The organism is uncultured Sanguibacteroides sp. (genome assembly GCF_900543425.1).
GTDB lineage: Bacteria > Bacteroidota > Bacteroidia > Bacteroidales > Marinifilaceae > Gabonibacter.
In genome coordinates this window covers 1-14,187 of sequence record NZ_UQRQ01000029.1, presented here as the reverse complement: position 1 = coordinate 14,187, position 14,187 = coordinate 1, and the positions used below count along the sequence as shown (strand labels likewise).

General features: G+C 36.8%; 14 protein-coding genes and 2 tRNA genes. 7 read left to right on the top strand and 9 right to left on the bottom strand.

Annotated features, from left to right (window positions below; genetic code table 11):
* The first annotated feature begins 188 nt into the window (after window positions 1–188).
* Window positions 189–264 (top strand) — tRNA-Gly (locus QZR76_RS12560).
* 4 nt (window positions 265–268) lie between these two features.
* A tRNA-Leu gene (locus QZR76_RS12555) sits at window positions 269–356 on the top strand.
* 68 nt (window positions 357–424) lie between these two features.
* On the opposite strand, the gene clpB is transcribed toward QZR76_RS12555, so the two are convergent.
* From clpB to QZR76_RS12530, 5 genes are all read right to left on the bottom strand, one after another.
* Entirely contained in the window at window positions 425–3,016 is a 2,592-nt protein-coding gene (clpB, locus tag QZR76_RS12550; RefSeq protein WP_294143157.1) for an ATP-dependent chaperone ClpB, read from the bottom strand.
* A gap of 249 nt (window positions 3,017–3,265) precedes the next feature.
* Window positions 3,266–4,324 carry an S-methyl-5-thioribose-1-phosphate isomerase gene (mtnA, locus tag QZR76_RS12545; protein WP_294143156.1) on the bottom strand — a complete coding sequence of 353 codons (1,059 nt, stop codon included), beginning with the start codon at window positions 4,322–4,324 and terminating at the stop codon, window positions 3,266–3,268.
* Window positions 4,321–4,989 (bottom strand): class II aldolase/adducin family protein, encoded by a 669-nt coding sequence (locus QZR76_RS12540; protein WP_294143155.1) that lies wholly within the window; start codon window positions 4,987–4,989, stop codon window positions 4,321–4,323. Before QZR76_RS12540 ends, mtnA begins: the two co-directional genes overlap by 4 nt.
* Before the next feature lie 230 nt (window positions 4,990–5,219).
* Window positions 5,220–5,414 (bottom strand): nucleotidyltransferase domain-containing protein, encoded by a 195-nt coding sequence (locus QZR76_RS12535; RefSeq protein WP_294143154.1) that lies wholly within the window; start codon window positions 5,412–5,414, stop codon window positions 5,220–5,222.
* Between the two features lie 219 nt (window positions 5,415–5,633).
* Window positions 5,634–5,705, bottom strand: coding sequence for a hypothetical protein (locus QZR76_RS12530; RefSeq protein WP_294143179.1), 72 nt, complete (start codon window positions 5,703–5,705; stop codon window positions 5,634–5,636).
* A 442-nt stretch (window positions 5,706–6,147) separates the two neighbouring features.
* Between QZR76_RS12530 and QZR76_RS12525 the strand changes: the two genes are divergently transcribed.
* Entirely contained in the window at window positions 6,148–7,356 is a 1,209-nt protein-coding gene (locus tag QZR76_RS12525) for a site-specific integrase (protein ID WP_294143153.1), read from the top strand.
* A 100-nt stretch (window positions 7,357–7,456) separates the two neighbouring features.
* On the opposite strand, the gene QZR76_RS12520 is transcribed toward QZR76_RS12525, so the two are convergent.
* From QZR76_RS12520 to QZR76_RS12510, 3 genes are read right to left on the bottom strand one after another with little or no spacing between them, the layout of a single operon-like run.
* Entirely contained in the window at window positions 7,457–7,978 is a 522-nt protein-coding gene (locus tag QZR76_RS12520) for a hypothetical protein (RefSeq protein WP_294143152.1), read from the bottom strand.
* On the bottom strand, window positions 7,957–8,661 hold the full coding sequence (locus QZR76_RS12515; protein ID WP_294143151.1) for a hypothetical protein: 705 nt from the start codon (window positions 8,659–8,661) through the stop codon (window positions 7,957–7,959). Before QZR76_RS12515 ends, QZR76_RS12520 begins: the two co-directional genes overlap by 22 nt.
* Window positions 8,662–8,671: 10 nt before the next feature.
* Entirely contained in the window at window positions 8,672–9,379 is a 708-nt protein-coding gene (locus tag QZR76_RS12510; RefSeq protein ID WP_294143150.1) for a hypothetical protein, read from the bottom strand.
* A 1,145-nt stretch (window positions 9,380–10,524) separates the two neighbouring features.
* Here QZR76_RS12510 and QZR76_RS12505 point away from each other — a divergent pair.
* Window positions 10,525–11,367, top strand: a complete 843-nt coding sequence (locus tag QZR76_RS12505) for a hypothetical protein (RefSeq protein ID WP_294143149.1) — start codon at window positions 10,525–10,527, stop codon at window positions 11,365–11,367.
* Window positions 11,368–11,605: 238 nt separating this feature from the next.
* On the opposite strand, the gene QZR76_RS12500 is transcribed toward QZR76_RS12505, so the two are convergent.
* The gene (locus tag QZR76_RS12500) at window positions 11,606–12,136 is read right to left on the bottom strand and encodes a hypothetical protein (protein WP_294143148.1); all 531 of its coding nucleotides are present in this window, start codon (window positions 12,134–12,136) and stop codon (window positions 11,606–11,608) included.
* Window positions 12,137–12,381: 245 nt separating this feature from the next.
* On the opposite strand from QZR76_RS12500, the gene QZR76_RS12495 reads away from it, so the two are divergent.
* From QZR76_RS12495 to QZR76_RS12485, 3 genes are all read left to right on the top strand, one after another.
* Window positions 12,382–12,852 (top strand): hypothetical protein, encoded by a 471-nt coding sequence (locus tag QZR76_RS12495; RefSeq protein ID WP_294143147.1) that lies wholly within the window; start codon window positions 12,382–12,384, stop codon window positions 12,850–12,852.
* A 303-nt stretch (window positions 12,853–13,155) separates the two neighbouring features.
* On the top strand, window positions 13,156–13,608 hold the full coding sequence (locus tag QZR76_RS12490; RefSeq protein WP_294143146.1) for a JAB domain-containing protein: 453 nt from the start codon (window positions 13,156–13,158) through the stop codon (window positions 13,606–13,608).
* 251 nt (window positions 13,609–13,859) lie between these two features.
* A partial coding sequence (locus QZR76_RS12485; protein WP_294143145.1) for a DUF3871 family protein occupies window positions 13,860–14,187 on the top strand: 328 nt, incomplete at its 3' end.

Below are 14,187 nucleotides of genomic sequence, written 5' to 3'. Positions count from 1 at the left end.
CTAAAGCTAAAATAATTCTTTATATTTTTTACAAGGATTCGTTTGTGCAAAAGAAAAAATGCTCTATATTTGCATTCGCATTTGCGAAAAAGCTACAGTTGGTAGAGCATAACCTTGCCCAAAAGCGAAGCGTCATTGACACAACCTTGGCGAGGTTTGAAGATACCAAAAGCGTTATTTAATATTTTGCGAAAATAGCTCAGTTGGTAGAGCATAACCTTGCCAAGGTTAGGGTCGCGGGTTCGAGTCCCGTTTTTCGCTCCAAGTTGCTCGAGTGGTGGAATCGGTAGACACGCGGGACTTAAAATCCCGTGGCCATTGCGGCTGTGCGGGTTCAAGTCCCGCCTCGAGTACCACAAAAAAACATAAGGAGGCCGACCGAAAGTTTTACTTTTCGGTCGGCCTCTTTTAAATCTAATTTTACTTATTTATTTTTAAAGACCAAATGATCATTATCTACCTCCACAACGATATGAGCATCTTTAGAAACCTGTTCGGCCAATATCTGTTTGGAAAGGTCATTCAATAAGTTCCGTTGGATAATCCGTTTCACGGGACGTGCCCCGAATTGCGGGTCATAACCTGCTTCTGCAATCCATTCGACCGCTTTATCCGTTACCTCCAAAACAATTCCGTTGTTCGCGAGCATTTTATTAACTCCGTTGACTTGTAACCGAACGATATCCACGATCTCGGACTTTTGCAAAGGAGTAAACATAATCACCTCATCGATACGATTCAGGAATTCCGGACGAATCGTCTTTTTCAACAATTCATACACCTCGTGATTGGTTTTCTCCAATACCTCCTCCCGGTTATCATCGTTCAAATCCTTTAATTTCTCCTGAATAATATGAGCACCGATATTAGAAGTCATAATGATAATGGTGTTTTTAAAATCCACTACCCGCCCTTTATTATCCGTCAACCGGCCATCGTCCAGTACTTGCAACAAAATATTGAATACATCCGGGTGTGCTTTCTCGATTTCGTCCAACAAAACGACAGAGTAGGGTTTCCGGCGAACAGCTTCGGTCAATTGTCCACCTTCGTCATACCCCACGTATCCGGGAGGCGCTCCGATCAAACGGGAAACGGAATGACGTTCCTGGTATTCGGACATGTCGATACGGGTCATCAAAGACTCGTCGTCAAACAAAAACTCGGCCAAAGCCTTTGCCAACTCCGTCTTACCGACACCTGTCGTTCCTAAAAAGATAAACGAACCGATCGGTCGTTTGGCATCCTGTAACCCGGCCCGATTACGACGTACGGCATCCGCCAAGGCTGCAATAGCCACATCCTGACCGACTACCCGCTTGTGCAACTCTTCCTCCAGGTGTAACAACTTTTGACGTTCACTCTGCATCATCCGGCTTACCGGTATCCCTGTCCACTTAGACACGACCGAAGCAATATCATCCTCCGTAACCTCTTCTCGGATTAAGGACTCTCCATGCTTCATATCGGCCAATTTCGCCTTAACTTCTTCGATTCGCTGTTCGGCAGATTTTATTTTACCGTAACGCAATTCGGCTACCTTTCCGTAATCTCCCTCGCGCTCAGCCCGAGAAGCTTCAAATTTATACTGTTCAATAGCATCCTTGTTCTTTTGAATCTCATCGATCAAAGAACGTTCAGATTCCCACTGAGCCCGTAACTTCGTACGCTCTTGATTCAAATCGGCCAACTCTTTCTGTATCTCATCCAACTTCTTGCTCTTTCCCTCCCGTTTGATCGCCTCTTTCTCGATCTCTAACTGTTTGATCTTACGATCCAATTCATCAATCTCCTCCGGAACGGAATTCATCTCCAACCGCAATTTTGCGGCAGCTTCATCCACCAAGTCGATCGCCTTATCCGGCAAGAAACGGTCGGATATATACCGATGCGACAACTCTACCGCGGCAATAATAGCATCGTCTGTAATTCTCACCTTATGGTGGTTCTCGTAACGCTCCTTCAATCCCCGCATGATACTGATGGCGCTCATCACATCGGGCTCATCGATCATCACCTTTTGGAAACGACGCTCCAAAGCCTTATCCTGCTCAAAATACTTTTGATATTCGTTCAAGGTTGTCGCTCCGATAGCCCTTAAATCACCACGCGCCAAGGCCGGTTTTAAGATATTAGCCGCATCCATCGCACCTTCTGATTTCCCGGCACCGACCAACGTATGGATCTCATCGATAAAAAGAATAATATCTCCTTCCGATGCCAAAACCTCATTCACCACGGCCTTCAATCTCTCTTCGAACTCTCCCTTATATTTAGCTCCGGCAACCAAAGCCCCCATATCCAAAGAATAAATACTCTTAGACGCCAGGTTCGAGGGCACATCCCCGTTAACGATACGCTGAGCCAAGCCTTCGGCTATAGCGGTCTTACCGACTCCCGGCTCTCCGATCAAAATCGGATTATTCTTCGTTCTCCGGGACAAAATTTGCAATACCCGACGGATCTCGTCGTCACGTCCGATCACCGGATCCAGTTTCCCGTTACGAGCCCGTTCATTCAGATTAATGGCATACCGTCCCAAAGCATCGTAATTATCTTCGGCAGACTGTGAATTTACCCTCGATCCTTTCCGCAACTCCTCGATAGCAGCTTTGACTTCCTTCTCCGTCATTCCGCTGTCTTTCAACAATTGCGAGACCTGATCCCGTATGGATAATAATCCCAGTATAATATGTTCCAAAGAAACATACTGGTCGCCCATCTCCCCCGCAATCTTTGTTGCTTTCTCCAACACTTTATTGGCATCTTCGGAAAGATAAGGCGATCCCCCGGAAACTTTCGGATAAGAATCGACTATCCGATCCAAGGCCGAAACCACGTTTCGTCCGTTGACACCCAATTTGTTAAAAATGAAATTAGTGATATTTTCACCTTTGGCAATGATTCCTTTCAACAGATGACCCGTTTCAATAGCCTGTTGCCCTTTTTCCTGCGCAATCTGCACGGCTTCCTGCACGGCTTCCTGCGACTTAATCGTATAATTATTCATGTTCATAATCTCATGCTCCTTTCGTGTTTAGGGAAATACAAAGGGTATACCGAATCTGTAAATTAAAAGTTTCACATTTCCCTTCACAAAAAAAGATACAGGATAAAAACATCATAATCAATGCACAACAACATCTTTTTGCCTTTATTTCAAAACAAGATATTTCAAAATTTTCACACGGATAAAGACATTTTGTCATTTAAAAAAGAGAAATGATGACAAAATGACAACAACCTGTTTATAATCTATTATATTCTACTCCAACCACTTCCGGAAAGAATCGGTAAAAGGAGGATACGCGATCCCTTTTTCCGTAACAACAGCAGTTATTAAACTATGGGAAGTCATATCAAAAGCGGGATTAAATACCTTTACTCCTTCGGGGGCCATTCGATGAGTATACCATTTTTCGGTAACTTCTTCAGGCGGACGTTCCTCAATCCGGATTTGCTCTCCCGTCAGGCATGCCAGATCAATCGTAGAGGTCGGCCCCAGGACATAAAAAGGAATACCGTAATGCTTCGCCAAAACGGCGACTCCGGAAGTCCCTATTTTATTTGCCGTATCTCCATTGGCCGCCACCCGGTCACACCCGACCAACACGGCTTGTACCCATCCTTTTTGCATTACGGCGGACGCCATATTATCGCATATCAACGTAACATCCACTCCCGCTTTTTTCAGCTCAAAGGACGTTAATCTGGCTCCCTGCAACAAAGGCCGGGTTTCGTCTGCAAATACCTTAAAACCGTAACCGTTCTCCTGCCCCAAATAGATCGGAGCCAATGCCGTTCCATATTCAGAGACAGCCAGATGACCAGCATTACAATGAGTCAGTAACCCCATACCGGGAGACAACAACGACAACCCCCATTCCCCTATCCGACGACAAGCAGCCGCATCCTCCGAGCGAATCGCCTCCGCTTCTCGCCGCATAGCGTCTTTTATCCCCCGTACACCATCGGATTTATGCATTCGAACACAATTTTCCATTCGTTCCAAAGCCGTAAACAAATTCACGGCTGTCGGACGGGAACCGGCCAGGTATTTTTTTATCCGGTCAAATTCTTCACAAAAACCCTCTATATCCTCACCCCCGTAATTCTGCATACAGACCGAGACCCCGTAAGCGGCCGCCACCCCGATAGCCGGAGCCCCTCTTACCTTTAACAAATATATTGCCTCCCATATCTCCTCCGGAGTTTTTAATGTCAGGTATGTTTCTCGATTCGGAAGTTGCGTTTGATCTATAATGACCAACGCACCCCGTTCATAATCCGCTCGAACAGTCGCTATATCGAAAATCGTATTCATTGATCAAACTTTTCTCGTAAACGTTTCAAATCTTTCCTCTCTTCTTCTGAAAAAGGAATTAAAGTATCTTTACGACATTCCGCCAAATGTACCACCTGACAATAGGCTTCGAGGTTCTCCATCTTCCAATAGGCCTCTTCGGCACTTTTACCCCAGGTAATCGCTCCATGTCCCTGCATAATAATCGCATTACGACCTAAAGCCAAAGCCGCAACAGCCTCTTCTAATTCTTTCGACCCCGGTCTTCCGTACGGGGCCAACCCCAGTTCTCCCAAAAATATCTCCGCCTCGGACACGACGCCTCCCATTGGCAAACGCCCGCATAGCGCAAACGAAGTCGTATAAGGAGGATGAGCGTGCACACAAGCCAATGCCATCGGGTTTTGTCGCATAATAGCAAGGTGAGTCTTAATCTCGCTCGTACTCGACCGTTCTCCCGCAAGCTGTCGTCCCTGCATATCCACCATACACATATCCTCCGGTTTCATAAATCCTTTAGAAATATAAGTCGGAGTGCACAACACCATATTCTCGTTCAAGCGCATGCTGATATTCCCTCCGTTACCATCCACGTAATTTCGTTGCCACATCCTTCTTCCGATATCGCAAATCAACTCCTTCAGGCATTCCGTTTCCTCCGCGTAAAAAATCTCGCTACAATCCATCAGATTTACATTAGGTTCTTAAAAGCTTATTTCCACAAAAATAAACATTTCATCCGGACACCTGCTTATTTTCAGAAAAGAATAATCCTTTTCACCTCCCTTTTTTGATGAATTTATCCGAAAAGATGAAAAAGCAACAACCTGTCTACTATCGCCAAAACAAAATACGGCAACACGGCCATTAACTGATAAAAGTTCCGACAATTTACAAAAAAATAAGAGACGTGATATTATTGTATTTTTATACTTTTGCAGCGTTTAAAATAATCAGTTACTTGTGCTTTGTCAAAATTCACGATAAAATCAACATCGCTCTCTTTATTGAACCGATCGGTGAGAATAGAACCGAAAACAAACAATTTATTCACCTTGTATTTTTTACACAAGGCAATTATTCTATCGATATTTAATTCAATTAAATTCATATCGTTATCCTCTTTTTACAAAAGCAGTAAAACCATCATGTTATGAACAACTAATGGTCAAATATTTAAGTTCGTAACTTTTCCTCCAGATTGGTATATAACAAGTAATCGGTAGTTGTTTACCTTTTCAATTAATGATTTACTCGTAAAATCCTTATTTTCTATCTGCAATTCAACAACTCCACCTGTATATTCTTTCATTTTTTCCACAATAAGCCTTTATATAATTGTACAATTAGGACAATTCGGTTTGGGCTTATTCTTCTTAAAATCCCAATAATTAGGATGAATTGAAACACCTAAACCGACATATTTAGGCTTTCGATCTTTAATAACTTAAGCATTAAAGGGTGATTTCCATTCTTCAATATCTTTGAAGTATAATAAATCACTGATACTGATGCACTCATGTCTAAATTCTGGTTTAAACATTTGCCTATAAACTACCCAAAAACAGAAATAATACAAAAAGATTCCCCGCCGCACCCACAAAAGAAAAACCCTCTCGATCATCTGACCAAGAGGGTTATCTTTCGATTTTTTAGTACCCAGGGCGGGAATCGAACCCGCACGTCTTTAAGGGACACTGGATTTTGAGTCACCTCGAAATCATATTTTCAATTATCATATATATCTAATATTCAATCACTTTATTCTGTCTTTATCTAATCATCTGATTGTTGGTTGACGTTTCAGTTGACATCCCAAACACTTCTCACAAAACAAAAGAAGTATGGAAGCAACAATAAATATTACTTGCTACAAATATAAGAAATTATCTAATGGAGAATGTCCCTTAATGGTAAGAATTAGCAAACAAGGCAAAAGGAATTACCATAGCTTAGGTATTTCGATTGATCCTAGATATTGGGACTTTGAAAAGAATCAACCCAAACGGAATTGCCCTAACAGGAATAATATCGTTTGCCTAATAGCAAGCAAGCTTAAAGAATACCAAAAACAGCTTATAGAACTCAAAACAGAAGATAAAGAGTTTACAGCTAAAACCCTCATTCAAAAAACCAACAACACCACTAAACGCAAAACAATAGGAGAATTATTCCTTGAGCGCATACAGGAGTTAAAGGTTGCCAAAAGATTAGGCTATGCTGAAAACCATGATGTAGCCTACAAATCATTGTTAAAATTCAACGGACATCTGGATATATACTTTTCAGATATTGATGTACCTTGGCTAAAGAAGTATGAAGCATGGTTACGAAGCAAAGGTAATGCAGATAATACAATAGGTATTCGTTTTAGAACTTTACGAGCGGTATATAATTTAGCCATAGAACAAGGTTTTGTGAAATCTGATTTGTATCCTTTTAAGAGTTATAAAGTATCCAAACTCCACAAGAAAACACCGAAACGTGCTATCATGAAAGATGATGTAATGAAAGTTATTAACTATCATGCAAATTCTACAAGAGGTACATTTCAACAATTGGCTATTGACATATTTGCTTTCTCCTATTTTATGGGAGGAATAAATTTTGTTGATATTGCTCATCTCTCTGATGAGAACGCAATGGAAGGACATCTAGTTTACACAAGAAGAAAGACGAAACAATTAATCAAGCTACCCCTGCAACCTAAAGCAATGGAAATAGTTCTTAAATATAGGACTAACGCACGATCGTATTGGTTTCCTATCCTTTTACCCCAGCATAAAACAGAGGAACAAAAGAAAAAAAGGGTTTCCAAAGTTATAAGAAGTGTAAATTATTATCTTAAAACTATTGGTAAGGAATTAGATATACCTATCAACTTAACGACCTATGTTGCAAGACATTCATTCGCCACGGTATTAAAAAGATCAGGAGTAACAACTTCTATTATATCAGAAGCAATGGGGCATAGTTCTGAAAAGGTAACACAAATCTATCTGGATAGTTTTGAGAATGAACAGATAGATGAAGCTATGAGTAATTTACTTTAGCTGCATCTAAAGTTAATAAATCAAGTAAGGTGAGTTTTAGCCAGAATGGTATATAACAATGTATTTTCTGGCTATTATTCACTTCAATTTTATCATTCATTCAAGATAATTTTCCATATTGCTCTTCTAGTTTCTTTAAAGATTTATTCCATTTTCCTATTTTATTTATTTCTTCCCGAGGTATATCTTTCTTTTTAACAGCTTCATAAAGTAATTTTTCCAAAGTAGGAACATCATAATAAACATAATTATTAGTATCCTTCAAAAGTATCTTTATATGCTCTGCTAAAAAGCCTTGTTCCCAAAAGTTTTCAACTTTAAAATTTATATGATAATCACACATTTTTTCATAATGCGTATTTCCTGTTTGTGGTATTAATTGCAAATTCCATTTATACTTAGTTTTAATACTTTCAATATCCAAAAATACAATATACATTTCATCGACTTTGTCCCGTGTTAGGGCTAAAGCTAACGCAATGTTATCCAAATCTTGTTTATCATCAGAAACCTTCCATACAGATAATGTATGCTCAAAAGTTCCTAATTCTGATACGGCATCTGAATCTAATGAAGGACCAATAAACCAAGCGTTACTATTTATTTTACGAGCATAGAGCATCTTTCTTCTAATGAATGTAATATTACGTTATATTTCATTTTGAGCCAAGGTTCTACAGGTTCGTCATACTTACGAAGCATATTAAGAGCCTCCCTATTTCCCCAATGCCCAAATAAATTAAATGCAGCGGAATTTACCTTGGTATTTTTAAGTTTTAAAACATTTAGGGCAATTGTTTGCGATATTGGAAATAAATCGTTATAATCATAATCTGTAAGCATTAAAATGATCTTCACTAATAAAGATTCATCTAGTATTTCGTTAGATATTATATTTATAACATATTCAGTCAATAAAGATAATGTAGCATCCTTATTTTCATTCATTAATGTTGCCATCAATTCCGTTGCCAAATTGTCTTCCCCGCTTACAAACTTTGTAGACTTGATTTTATCCAAAAAATAATCTCGATATTTTATTTTGAAATCCTCATTGCTTAAAGGGATCACATTAGACTCAGATGTCGTTTCAGATAAAGCTTCTAATGGAAATAAAAATGATTTAACACAACTGTTATACACTATTTTATCGTCATCAAGCCACCAATATGTTTGAAACTTTGATTTAGTTTGATCTTCTTGTAGCCATTTTATGGAAACATTCTCTTTTGATAAATTCTCAAATATGTCAATAAAATCCGATATTTGACCTATTACATCTGTCTTTTGGCTAATAATATCCATAGCTGAAAAATTAGTCATGTAATATTAAATCTGTATATTCATTTATAGCTTTTTCAATTGTTTGTGTCGCAATTTTCCAAAAATCTTTTTCTGATTGTTTTAAGATGTTTACATCACTTCCAACAATTGTATTAATATCTATATCAAGCATAATACGATCAACAGGAGGCTCTACACCTATTTGCATCATATTCCTTGATAATGTATAAACATTATTTATTATCAATTCATCCTTTTGCTCTAATTTCGTACGTAATACTTTTCTAATTTGCCACTCTACAGGATTCTCATCTTGCGTATTAATAATTTTTTGATATATCTTATTCAATAAAAATATGTCCATATCAAAAATAACTGTTGTACAAAGAGCTAACCTCGTAAATACATCTAAATATACTTTTGATATAGCGACTATAATCTCTCTCACCTTATGCATGAATATATCCATCGATTCATTTTTTTGAGTATCAATAATATCAAAGCGATCTGCTCCTATTGATACTTTTAATGTGTCATCAAGATATTTCATTTCTAATGATATCACATTCTCTTGAATAACGCCTTGTGGAGTAAGTCTAAGACCTAAACCTTTATTTACCGAAGGTAACAACCCTAAGCCACTGAATGCCTCTACGAATTTGGGTAAAGTGTGTTCATCAATAATTATTGGCACTCTAGCAAACAATGTAACTCGCCTATTTACAATTTTTTTCTCCATAAAAATTCTTATTATTCAGAATTCAAATATAATGAATAACTTTTATTTGAGATTCAATATTTCAATATTTTATTCGCAATTATGTTTTAAGAATATACGAGTGATCTTGTAGTTGTGTTTTCATTTGCTGACGTTAAGTGATTTGTACATTTATAAATATTCCGAACGAAATGCAGGTTCCCCTCTAATAATGTTCAGACTGACTTTGGTAAAAGGATATGAACAACTCTTTGTCGTATAGTTAATTTACAAGAAAAAAAAAGAACTTTATACATTGCCAAATCTAAGATATAGGATGCACATTTTCTGGTAAAAATAGTTTTATATACCCCAGCTAAAAATGTGCATTTCTGGTATTCGAGAAACAACCTTATACCTTTCTAATGAAATAAAATTCTAGCTCTATATAACGACAAACACTAGTATTTAACAAGTTGCAAGTTTTTATTGTTCTTCACGATCGAGTTTTGTATCTTTGTATCATATTAATAATCAAAGCAAACCATTTGAAACAACTATATAAATAAAGAATGATTTAGATTTTAAACTGAATCACCCTTTCAAGAATAATGGATAATATCCTAGTTCTATTACTCCTTGCAAGTCTACCAGCAGGGAGTATTTTTTGATCTTCAAGTGGCACTAAACTAGATACATCATACTAACTAACCAAACTATTAAATCATGTACACTTACGAGCAATTAAGACGATTAGCCGTTCAATCTGGCATCCCAGATAACAAGGTATCAATCGGTTTTTGGATAAAGTCTAAAGGACTGAAACGCATCAAAAAGCAAGTTGATAAAGTGAGAAAGATATACTACGTGCCAGATGAAAACACCAGAATCAAAGGGTTGCCAGTTCATAAAGATTAATACATAAGGATATATAAGATAACTGTATATCATGTAACCAGAGATTCCAACCTGAAATAAAGAGATTATCCATCTATAAAGATCAATATTTAAAAGTTGGGGATTTGACGGGGTATGCTTTTAGGGAATTGACAGGGTACATACTATTAACTAATAAACTAATAACTAGAATTGGTAGTAAAGGCTTGTCAGCCTATTCTACAAAATGAAAGTAGAACCAGTGAACCCGTGGATCATTTTTACATGGTTGTTTTAAAATGGAATTAATAATGGCAAATGGAGAAGAAAACAAGAATTATAGAATCATAACAAGAGATATTGCAGGTAAGTTGACCTTGCATGAAACTTATGTATTTACATGGTTACTTTTTAAATCAGATTATGAAACAGGTGAATCTCATGTACAGAGGGAAACGCTTCGTGAGGTTACAGGCATTAAAGATGTAGATACTATTTCCAAGTACACTGCCAAATTTGAAGATTTAGGTTTCCTGCGTAAAGAATACAATCACAGGAACAATGAAGGGCAATTAACCACACCCGTTACATATCATGTAAATATTCCAAAGAGTAACTGGATCAGGTTCAAGAAAGGTTTATTACTGGAAGATATTCCTAACGAGTTAAAAGCCTTCCTAGTACTACTTAAATGTTTATGTATCAATAATACCAATATTACTTATTATACAAAGACAGAAATATCAAGACGATTAAATTTATCTCCCAAAACGGTAAAGAAATATATTGATTTGGCAATAGAACATGGCAAACCGGTAGAGGTTAATAACTTCTTTCTTATAACGGATTCCAACATCATACTGGATACCCCACGTACAAGTAATAGCTTTGGATTAAAAACATTCGATAAACTAGCCAGAGAGAAGTATGATATTATATATAATTATTGTATAGAGAAGAATGTTGTTCCCCCTCCATACGATTACAAGCTAATGGAAATATTGTGTATTCACAGGTACGATCAACCAGAAACAGAACTGGAAGCTGCAATTAAAAATGGAGATAAAAATGCCAAGAAGAATTATAACTATTATTCATTGAAATATAACTTACCTAAATTATGCCCAATATGCCAGATCAAATACATAGTTTAGAATATTTCCTTACTTCATTGATAAATACCAAATGTTATAAAGAGAGAGCCTCTAGCCAAGAAAAAGAAGTGAAGAAAACAGTACTGTATTTCTAAGAAGTAACTTCATACTTATACGTAAATAGAAAAACAGAATCCAGATATAAATATTTAATCTGAATCCTGCTTTCTTGCGTTTGTACTATATTATAAAGGGCAAGCCTTTATCATCACCAATCAAAATATCATTCTTCATTATTTTAACTATAATAACGTTTGGAATGTCCCTTACGCTTATTTGATGGAGCTGAAAAATATCTTCTTGCCAAGAAGTAGAACAATACAGATATAGATATAACAGATTCAAAATTAATATCTATATCAATATGTGGATTTATAGAAAAATATATATTAATTGCTGTATTATAGACTTCTGCTTGCTTTTGCTCTACAATATCATGATTATTAAACAGCAACCTGCAAATATTTGTAATATCATTCAGATTCTTATCAGATAATTCTTGACAGGAACCTTGGCTTGAAATAAAATAATTACTTGTACAAATTTTAGCTAGTTCTTCTCTGTCTTTTGTTGTAGTTCGTAGCACTGGCTCCCATTCTATTATTATTTGTTTTAAATAATAGCCATCAATACGATTCATAAATAATAGGTTTACGATGTCCTGTATCACAGGATCATAACAATTTATATTGTCACCACCCTCTATTTTCTCCACCTTAAATGTTGTTTCTTCTACAAACATTTTCTCTAAATTAAATGATGTAATCATATAGCTTGAAATTTAATTACATTACAAATATAAGAAAATTAATATAATTTCTATTCAATCTACATTACCACCTTACACCCCAGAAGAATATCACAGCCATATATATATCCTCTATAAAACACCCCCTCCCCTTTAAATTTGAATTGCCATTATATACAGAGAGTATTCCATGCTAGAGTGGTGTACTATTTACATCCCCCACCCAGCCCTGAAAGAAAAATCATTAATATTAAAAACAAATTGCCATGTTAAAACAAGATTTTAAAGTGAACGAGGTTATCATGCCTAAAAGTTTTTCAGAGATTAATAACACCAAGTTAGCCAATAAAGTGGTCACGTTACCAACACCACCTAAAATTGGAGATATTCTAAAGGTGGTTGGTTTTAAAGGGGACGATCCGTTTAATGTTTGCTTGTCTTGCCTGAAAGGAGAGGAACAAGTGGACGTTAGGGTTCGTAACATAGTGAAAGGTTCTAATCAAACAGGGATAACGCCTAATGACGTTCCTTGTGATCCTGTTATAGAGAAACAATACAAGGACAGGTTAGAATACATTTACCCGTTAGCGGTGAATACCAACTATGGAGATTTATTTTCCATTTTGGAAGGACAAAACATTATCGCCTGTGGCAAAATGGATACCCAAGCCAATTACGGTGGAAGCGAGTACACGCTAACGGTATGGAAATTTGCCATATTGTTTGATGAAGAGTAGAGAGCGTTCTCTACTTCTTTTTTTTGTAAAAGCATTATTCTACTAAAGTGGTGATAAACAAGAATATTACCAACTCTTTAAAAGGTATGCCCACTTGAACGAGAGGTAAAAGATACAGGGACAGAGAGCGCACAGGGGGAGGGAAAGGATGTTGATATACCAAAGAGGAAGTCATTTTGGCTTTCTAACAGAAGGTATAAGTAACGGAATTTCTCTTTCCCTTGCCAAATCTGGCAGGTTTACAACACTCTCGATTTCCTAATTCCTTATGTATTTAAAGTAAAAATCAAATAAAACTATATCATGAACGAAGAATTAATAAAAGTACCAGTGGTTGAACTGGTGTACAGGAACAATACCAAACCTTCTAAAAGGTGCAAGATCGTGACAGCTAAAGATGTACACGAGTTACTTGTTTCTCCATTTAAAGATACCGTGGAACACCATATCTCAACTAGAGTTATCCTGTTAAATGGTAAAAACCAAGTACTGGGTATATCCACAATAAGTGAAGGTGCGTTAGCTTACAACATCACGGATATTAGGTTTATAATGCAACTGGCTGCACTTTCTAATTGTAAAGGTGTGATCGTTTGTATCAATCAACCTTCTGGAGATATTGAGCCAACTAAACTGGATGAAGAACTGGCACAACAAGTAAAGGTGGCACTTTCATACATAGATGTAGAGTTACTGGATTACGTTCTTTACTATGAAGAGGGATATTATAGCTATTCAGCTAACGATAAGATATGAAAATTTAGGTTGGTGAGTTTTTCTCTGGATTGGTATATATAACCATAGTAGGTAATAATTTCCACCACCATTGGAAAATAGAATAGAAACATACTTCCAGTTCAATTTCTTAACTGGCTTAAAGCTAAAGAAGCGATGAAACAAGTAGAAGTAATAATAGTGTTTAAAACTTTAGGTTGGTGGGAAATTTACAGATTCCCTATATAAACAGAAATTTCAATTATTTCCACCACCAGTAAAATATTAAAGATATGAATACAACAACATTAATTCCAAATCAAAATGAAGGTCTACTTCCAGTTTTATTTGGCAGTAGTGATATAAAGGAAGAACCTACTTACACTCCTTATGAATTAATAAAAGATGAGGAACCAGGTAAAAAGGAAAAAAGAAGGAAACATTTCATTGAAGCTAATACAGAACCAATAGATATGCAACGTTTAAAGGATGATTGTATAGTGCCAGTGTTCAGTAAAGACAATGAAATGACAATATCCCATCCTGCATTTATTGAAACAGTTCATAAGGTGGCTAGTGAATTGTTTAGAGGGGAAAGCATAGATGAACCTGATATAATGG

What these genes read in the sequence shown, in the direction of transcription:
- clpB (WP_294143157.1), bottom strand. Translation starts at nt 3,016, where the DNA reads ATGAACATGAATAATTATACGATTAAGTCGCAGGAAGCCGTGCAGGAA.
- mtnA (WP_294143156.1), bottom strand. Translation starts at nt 4,324, where the DNA reads ATGAATACGATTTTCGATATAGCGACTGTTCGAGCGGATTATGAACGG.
- QZR76_RS12540 (WP_294143155.1), bottom strand. Translation starts at nt 4,989, where the DNA reads ATGGATTGTAGCGAGATTTTTTACGCGGAGGAAACGGAATGCCTGAAG.
- QZR76_RS12535 (WP_294143154.1), bottom strand. Translation starts at nt 5,414, where the DNA reads ATGAATTTAATTGAATTAAATATCGATAGAATAATTGCCTTGTGTAAA.
- QZR76_RS12525 (WP_294143153.1), top strand. Translation starts at nt 6,148, where the DNA reads ATGGAAGCAACAATAAATATTACTTGCTACAAATATAAGAAATTATCT.
- QZR76_RS12520 (WP_294143152.1), bottom strand. Translation starts at nt 7,978, where the DNA reads ATGCTCTATGCTCGTAAAATAAATAGTAACGCTTGGTTTATTGGTCCT.
- QZR76_RS12515 (WP_294143151.1), bottom strand. Translation starts at nt 8,661, where the DNA reads ATGGATATTATTAGCCAAAAGACAGATGTAATAGGTCAAATATCGGAT.
- QZR76_RS12510 (WP_294143150.1), bottom strand. Translation starts at nt 9,379, where the DNA reads ATGGAGAAAAAAATTGTAAATAGGCGAGTTACATTGTTTGCTAGAGTG.
- QZR76_RS12505 (WP_294143149.1), top strand. Translation starts at nt 10,525, where the DNA reads ATGGCAAATGGAGAAGAAAACAAGAATTATAGAATCATAACAAGAGAT.
- QZR76_RS12500 (WP_294143148.1), bottom strand. Translation starts at nt 12,136, where the DNA reads ATGATTACATCATTTAATTTAGAGAAAATGTTTGTAGAAGAAACAACA.
- QZR76_RS12495 (WP_294143147.1), top strand. Translation starts at nt 12,382, where the DNA reads ATGTTAAAACAAGATTTTAAAGTGAACGAGGTTATCATGCCTAAAAGT.
- QZR76_RS12490 (WP_294143146.1), top strand. Translation starts at nt 13,156, where the DNA reads ATGAACGAAGAATTAATAAAAGTACCAGTGGTTGAACTGGTGTACAGG.